General features: G+C 66.8%; 4 protein-coding genes and 1 pseudogene. 1 reads left to right on the plus strand and 4 read right to left on the minus strand.

What is annotated here, in order from left to right; all coding sequences use genetic code 11:
• On the plus strand, positions 1-634 hold a 634-nt coding region (gene phbB / locus ACK59X_RS30135; RefSeq protein WP_409962416.1), incomplete at its 5' end, for an acetoacetyl-CoA reductase.
• Between the two features lie 175 nt (positions 635-809).
• Here the strand turns inward: phbB and ACK59X_RS30140 are convergent.
• The 4 genes and pseudogenes from ACK59X_RS30140 to ACK59X_RS30155 form a co-directional block, all read right to left on the minus strand.
• Positions 810-1,964 carry an ABC transporter substrate-binding protein gene (locus ACK59X_RS30140; RefSeq protein WP_409962418.1) on the minus strand — a complete coding sequence of 385 codons (1,155 nt, stop codon included), beginning with the start codon at positions 1,962-1,964 and terminating at the stop codon, positions 810-812.
• 192 nt (positions 1,965-2,156) lie between these two features.
• Entirely contained in the window at positions 2,157-2,813 is a 657-nt protein-coding gene (locus tag ACK59X_RS30145) for a hypothetical protein (RefSeq protein ID WP_409962420.1), read from the minus strand.
• A 694-nt stretch (positions 2,814-3,507) separates the two neighbouring features.
• Complete coding sequence (locus ACK59X_RS30150) at positions 3,508-5,568, minus strand: ABC-F family ATP-binding cassette domain-containing protein (protein ID WP_409962422.1); 2,061 nt, start codon at positions 5,566-5,568, stop codon at positions 3,508-3,510.
• A 259-nt stretch (positions 5,569-5,827) separates the two neighbouring features.
• Positions 5,828-7,498, minus strand: a pseudogene (locus tag ACK59X_RS30155) (hypothetical protein); the annotation flags it as partial.

Below are 7,498 nucleotides of genomic sequence, written 5' to 3' on the forward strand. Positions count from 1 at the left end.
CCCGACCCGCGACCACGCCAAGTGGCTGGCGGAACAAAAGGCACTGGGCTATACCTTCTACGCGTCCGTGGGCAATGTGGGCGACTGGGATTCCACGGTCGAAGCCTTCACCAAATCCAAGGCCGAGCACGGCAGCATCGACGTGCTGGTGAACAACGCCGGCATCACGCGCGACCGCATGTTCCTCAAGATGTCCCGCGAGGACTGGGACGCCGTGATCGAGACCAACCTGAACAGCATGTTCAACGTCACCAAGCAGGTGGTGGCCGATATGGTGGAAAAGGGCTGGGGCCGCATCGTCAACATCAGCAGCGTGAACGGCGAAAAGGGCCAGGCCGGCCAGACCAACTACTCGGCCGCCAAGGCCGGCATGCACGGCTTCTCGATGGCCCTGGCGCAGGAGCTGGCCACCAAGGGCGTGACGGTGAACACCGTGAGCCCGGGCTACATCGGCACCGACATGGTCAAGGCCATCCGCCCCGACGTGCTGGAAAAGATCGTCGCCACCGTGCCCGTCAAGCGCCTGGGCGAACCCAGCGAAATCGCCTCCATCATCGCCTGGCTGGCTTCGGAAGAGGGCGGCTACGCCACCGGCGCCGATTTCTCGGTCAACGGCGGCCTGCACATGGGCTGATGCCGCGGCAGATTGCGTCTAACGCGCAACAAAAAACCCGCCTCGGCGGGTTTTTTGTTTTCTGGAGCCAACGAGAGTTTCGAGGTCTGGAGAAAGCTCAGCGCAGCGGTTCTGGCCAGGGCTACTTTTGGTATGACAAGGCGCAGCAACGACGCCACAAGAGCTTTATTCAGCCTCAGCCAACGAATCGGCCATTGGAGCCCATGATGCCCAGGTCGATGAACTTCGACCCCACATAGGGCGCTCCGCCCGCGAAGTCCACCAGGAAGCCGCCCATGTCGTTGCTGCGCATGCCGGCCAGGGCCGAGCGCAGCTTGGCGCGGCTGAGGTCTTTGCCAGCGCGGTCCAGGCCGTCGATCAGCACGCGGGCATTCACATAGCCTTCGAAGCTGCGCGAGGAAAACTCCTGCTGGTTCACGGCGCGCATGGCGCGCTGGTACTCGCGCACCCGGGCCACGCTGGTGCGGGTGGCATCGGGCAGGACCCTGGACACCGCCAGGCCACCGGCTTTGGCGCCGAGCTGGCGGATGTTTTCGCCGCTGAAGGCGACGCTGGTGGCAGCCAGGGGCGTGCTGGCCGAAACTTTGCGGAACTCGTTGACGAGCGCGGCACTCACGTCGCCGGCCGTGCCCAGCAGCACCGTCATGGGTTTGGCGCCGAGGGTCTGCTGCACCACCTGGGCCACCTGCTCGCCCTTGGCGTCGAGCTTGAAGGCCTTGGGGGCGGGTTGGTTGACGCTCTTGAGGGCGCTGTTCACATCGGCCAGGAATTCGCGTCCGAACACCGTGTCCTGGTAAACCACGGCCAGGTCGGTGATGCCCATGGCCACGAGTTTCTTGGCCAGGCGCTGGGCTTCATCGGAGTAGCCGGCGCGCACATGGAAGACCGAGCGGTACTCGGGCTTGCGCAGCGAGGAGGCGCCGCTCTGCGGGGCCACGTAGGGGATCTGTGCTTCATCGACCAGCGGCATGATGCGCTGGTTGTTGGGCGTGCCCATGCACGACAGCAGCGCGGCCACATTGCCATCGGCAATCAGCTTGCGCACGTTCTCTTCCGAACGGGCGGGCTCGTAGCCATCGTCGAGCGCCAGCAGGCGCAGTTCGCGGCCATGCGTGCCGCCGCTGCGAGCGTTGGCCTGGGCAATGCCCGCATCCAGCCCTTGTTTGAGCTCCTTGCCCAGGCTGGCCAGAGGGCCCGTCAGGCCCAGGGAGCAGCCGATGGTGACCACCTTGGCGTCGATGGGATCCTGGGGGCCGGCCCAGGTGGAGGGCGTGAGCGAGAGGCCCGCAGCGGTGGCAAGAAGGGACTGGGTGAACTGGCGACGTTGCATGGAAGGAGACGATGGATCGAAGTAAAAGGCGCTGCCACGGGGTGCCCGTGGTGGCCAAGGCCCTGATCGCACGGATAGCGCAACCATAGGGAAAACCCTGATTCTAGCGTTTCAGCGTAACAAACGTCAAAAAAAGCGTTTCCGAACAACGGATATCCTCGGTGCCAGCCGGGGAGGGGACGCCAGCGGCCATCAGCGCGCGCAGCGCGCCAGGTACGCGTCCTCGAAACGCTTGAGGTCGCTGCGCTCGCCTTCGGTCAGGTCTGTGCGCGCCTTCTTGAGGTGCAGGATGCGGCGCGATTCGGCACACTGCTGGCCGCGGCGCGCCTCTTCGGCCTCCGAGGCCTGCTGCGCCATCTGCTGCTGGCGGTCTTCCTCGCGCCGCTGCTGGCGTGCCTCGCGTTGCTCCTTGTGGAGGCGGGATGCGGCATCGCTTTCCTCCTCGCGGCAATCGCGCTCAAACTCGCGGCGCATGCCGCTTTGCACGTCGGCCTTGATGTTCCGGGAGTAGGCCGTGCGCAGGGTATCGCTCAGTGTACGGCAGCGTTCGCTCATGTACTGCTGGTGGTCCGGTGCGGGCGAGGAGGGGACCGAGCGGCTGGGCGCGCGTTCGCTGCTGCGGTACTCGCTCACCGTGGGGCCGGCCGATACCGAGGTGGTTTTCATCCCCTGGGGGCAAGCGCGCCACGTGGTGTACTGGTTGCCATTGTCGTCGCGGCAGGTGTAGCGCGTCTGTGCGCCGGCTTCAGACGGCGTGAGGGCGCCCAGGGCCACCAGCACCAGGCTGGCGCATGCCAAGCGCAAGGATTGCCGGGTACGCGCCGGGTTGGCCGGGCTCAAGTAGTCCATCCGCAAGAGGTCTTCCTTTCCATTGGTTGTATCCCGGTCACCGGCGAGGGACTCGCCGGCCGCCTTCTGCCTCGATGCGAGAGGGCGTGTGCACCGGGCAGGCAATGCATGGATTGTTGGGCGCCTGGGGCAAACGGGCGTTCTCCGCCTTGTCCACTGGCACCGCCAGGCGCTTGACAAGGTGTCCACTGGTCAGGGAAGACGGCTGTATGGGGCGCGGTCAGGCTACCGGCGGCATGGACCGGCGCAAGAAGAGGGCGAAGCTGGGGGAGGAGGCGGGCTACCCTGGGGCAGTGCAGGCGCAGTCAAGGCGGCGGCGCACTGCGCGGGACGCAAAAAACCCCGCTGGGGCGGGGCTTTCCTGTCGGAGGGGGGTGAACGGTGAAAAGAAGGGGCGGCCCGGGCGGAACCCAGGGGCTGCCACACCTTCAGAAGCGGGCCGGTGCGCGCTTGCGGTCGCGTTCGTCTTCGGGCCAGGCGGACAAGATTGCGGTGGTGTTCATGTTGGAAAACTCCTGTGATGTACCAACAACGCACCCGCTCGCCACCCGGTTGACAGCGTTTCGCAAAAAAATGCAACCCAAAATCAAAAAATTTCCAGGACCGGATTGCTGCAAAAAATATAGCAATTCATGCAAGCTGGGCAATATGTAAGACCTGGAAACAGGGGTGATGAATTACAGGGTTTTACAACTTAGGCGCCGGCAGTGGCCGAAATTTCTTCGAGCGCCGATGAAATTTCCAGCCAGCGTTCTTCGAGCTGCGCCGTCTCGTCGTGGCCGGCCTTGAGCCGGCGGCCGCACTCGGCGATCTCGGCGGGGGGAAGGGCCTCGGTGAGCTTGTGCTCAAGGTCTGCCCGCTCGGATGACAGGGCGGCCAGCCGCTTGTCGATCTGTTCGAGCTCCTTTTTCAAGGGGCGGGTCTTTTCCGCCAACTGCTGGCGGCTTTGGGCGTCGAGCTTGCGCTGGTCGCGGCCGCCCGTGGCGGCAGCAGGTGGCGGTGCCTTGGCGGGGCTGGGTGCAGGGGCCGCTGGTGCGGGCGCCGGTGCCGCTGCCACGGCAGCCGGTGTGGCAGCTGCCGCCTTCATGGCCGCTGCCTCGGCCTGGCGCGAGTATTCGCGCAGGCGCTTGGCCTCGTCGAGCAGGTAGCGCTGGTAGTCGTCCAGGTCGCCGTCGAACGGGCCGACCACGCCCCGGCCCACCAGCCAGAACTCGTCGCACACGGCGCGCAGCAGGGCCCGGTCGTGGCTGACCAGCATCACGGTGCCTTCGAACTCGTTGAGCGCCATGGACAGCGCCTCGCGCGTGGCCAGGTCCAGGTGGTTGGTCGGCTCGTCCAGCAGCAGCAGGTTGGGGCGCTGCCAGACCATCATGGCCAGCACCAGGCGCGCCTTTTCCCCGCCGCTCATGGTGCCCACGGCCTGCTTGACCATGTCGCCGCTGAAGTTGAAGCTGCCCAGGTAGCTGCGCAGGTCCTGCTCGCGCGAGGGCTCGCGGGCATTGGCGCCCATCTCCCGCGCCAGGCGGATCATGTGCTCCAGCGGGTTCTCGCCCGGGCGCAGCACGTCCAGCTCCTGCTGGGCGAAGTAGCCGATGGAAAGGCCCTTGCCCTCGGTCACGGTGCCCGCAATGGGCGCCATCTCGCGCGCGATGGTCTTGACCAGCGTGGACTTGCCCTGGCCGTTGGCACCCAGGATGCCGATGCGCTGGCCGGCCAGCACCGACTTGCTCACGCCGGTGAGGATGGTCTTGACCTCTTCATCCGTCGTGTAGCCAAAGGCCGCGTCGCTGATCGCCAGCATCGGGTTGGGCAGGTTCACGGGCTCCTTGAACTCGAAGGTGAACTCGGCCTCGGCCAACAGGGGTGCCACCTTTTCCATGCGCTCCAGGGCCTTGACCCGGCTTTGCGCCTGCTTGGCCTTGCTGGCCTTGGCCTTGAAGCGGTCGATGAACTTCTGCAGGTGGGCGATCTTGTCCTGCTGCTTGGCAAACGCCGCCTGCTGCAGCTCCATCTGCTGGGCGCGCAGCTCTTCGAACTTGCTGTAGTTGCCGCCGTAGCGGGTGAGCTTGGCGCTGTCGATCTGCAGCGTGACGTTGGTGACGGCGTCCAGGAATTCGCGGTCATGGCTGATCACGATCATGGTGCCGGCGTACTTCTTGAGCCAGGCTTCGAGCCAGACCAGGGCGTCCAGGTCCAGGTGGTTGGTGGGTTCGTCGAGCAGCAGCAGGTCCGACGGGCACATCAGCGCGCGCGCCAGCTGCAGGCGCATGCGCCAGCCGCCCGAGAAGCTGTTCACCGGGCGCTCCAGCTCGTGCGCCTGGAAGCCCAGGCCCAGGATCAGCGCCTGGGCACGCGGCACGGCATCGTGGTCGCCAGCGTCGGCCAGGTCGGTGTACACCTGGGCGATGGCCATGCCATGGTCGGCATCGTCGTGGGCCGTATCGCTCTGCTCCAGCCGTGCCAGCTCGGCATGCAGCTCGGCCAGGCGCGTGTCGCCGGCGAGCACGAAGGCGGTGGCCGTCTCGTCGGTCTCGGGCATGTTCTGCGCGACCTGTGCCATGCGCCATTGGCGCGGGATCGAAAAGTCGCCGCCGTCCTCGTGCAGGCTGCCGTTGAGCAGCGCGAACAGCGTGGACTTGCCGGCACCATTGCGGCCCACCAGGCCGACCTTCTCGCCCGGGTTCAGGGTCACGGAGACGCTGTCGAGCAGCACCTTGGTGCCACGGCGCAGGACGATGTTCTTCAGGTTGATCATTCAGTACTCAATCACGGCGCCATGGCCGCATCGTGCAGCACAAGGCCCAGGTAAACCAGGTTGGGGATCGGGTGATCCTTGAAGGGGGTGTCAGGCGGCGGGGACCTTCGCCACCCAATCTGCGGGTCCCGTGCCAGCGCAGCTTGGCGGGCCCCATGGCATGGCGGCAATACCGCTGCACCCCGCAGCCCGGCCGCAGGGTGCGGGCCGGACAGCCCGCTATTGTCGCCGATACCGGGCAAACCCTGTAGGCAACTATCTACGGAGCGGCCGCAGCCACCTCGTACCAGGCCCAGCCTTCATGCCGGCCCAGCAGGCGCAGGCGCGGGTTCTCGCCCAGTTCCTGGACCAGCTCGCTGGCCATCACCACCTGGGCGCCGGCCTGGGCAAAGTCGAAACGCCGCGGATCGACCAGCACGCGCACGCTGTCGGGCGTGGGGTTCACCACGCGGTAGCTGGCCGGGGGCGGCATGACTTCCTGCACAAAGCTCAGGTGCTGGTAGCGGTTTACCGTGTCCTGGTCCTGCGCTGGCAGGTGCATGCCGCGCCAGACACTGGGCTGGGGGTAGTAGAACACCCCGTTCACCATGGGCACGCCGGCAGCTGCCAGCGTCATGGCATTGGAGGTGCTGGGGAACAGTGCCAGCACGCGCCTTGGCCGGGCCTTGCCATCGGAGCCGGGAGGGCCCATGACATGGCGTTGCACCGCCTCGTTCAACGCCACGTGTGAAGGGCCCAGGCCCACGGGATTGAAATCAACCGTGGCAGCCACGTACACCACGGCGGTCAGGACGATGGAATGCGCCACCTTGCCCTGCACCAGCCAGTACGCCATCAGTCCGACGGCCACGGCCATGCTGGCCAGCAAGGTGGCGCTCAGGTGGGGATGGTACTCCTCCGGAACGCCCGCCATGGCCAGCGCCGCCACTGCGGCGCTGAGCAGGCCCAGTACCACCGCAGCGGTACGCCGCTGTGGTGGCGCCGGGGCGGCCAGGGTTCGGGCGCCCTCCTGCCAGGAGGGCAGGCAGGCCAGCACCAGCAGGCAGGCCAGGGCCAGCGCGAGGTCGATGCGGGACGAGGACACGTAGTGCCAGAACATCGCCCTGGACAAGGCCAGCGGTATGCCCCAGATGGCGAACACCACCGCGAACACCGTGAAGCCCGCGCAGGCCGCCATCATCCAGCGGTGCGGCCCTTGCATGCGCAGGTGCCGCAGGCCCAGGAACCAGATGGCCAGCAGCAGCAGGATGTACGAGCCGAACTCGCTTTCATTGAAGACGCTGTGCTGCAGGTTGGACAAGGTATCGGCATTGCCGAAGCCACGCAGCAGCATCAGGGGAGACAGGTCGCCACCGCGCAGCGCGGCGCGCTGGCCGGGATAGACCGTGCTGCGCATGGCCGCGATGGCCTCGCGAGCGTCGGCCCACCAGAAGTAGAGCAGGGCCGCCATGAGCCCGGCTGCCAGCGCAAACGCCAGCGGCGTGCGCCGGCCCCAGGCAAGCTGCCGGCGGTTGTCGGCCAGCCAAGCGGCCAGCACCACGGCATACAGCGTGGCCACGGTGATCTGCCAGGGCGGGTACAGCACCAGCGCAAATCCGGCCAGGAACCAGCCCAGCGCGATTGCCAGCCACCACAGGCGGGCGCCGGGCGGCTTGCGCAGCATGAGCAGGGTGGCGGCCAGCGCGCCCGAAGGGAAGAGCACCACATACAGCGGCCAATGGGACCAGCCCGCTGCGTAGGGCGCCACACAGAACAAGGCCGACAGCGCCAGGTTGCGGCCCGGGCGCCCCGGCGCCAGCACATCGAGCAGCCACCACAGCGCCAGCAGGCAGGCGAAGAACGGGAAGTACCAGTACCAGGCCAGGGCCTGGCCCAGCGGCAGGGCGAAAAAGCCCCAGGTCGCCGGGCGGGCCAGGGCCGACACATGCAT

Source organism: Acidovorax sp., from assembly GCF_046339755.1.
In the GTDB taxonomy this organism is placed as follows: domain Bacteria; phylum Pseudomonadota; class Gammaproteobacteria; order Burkholderiales; family Burkholderiaceae_C; genus Acidovorax.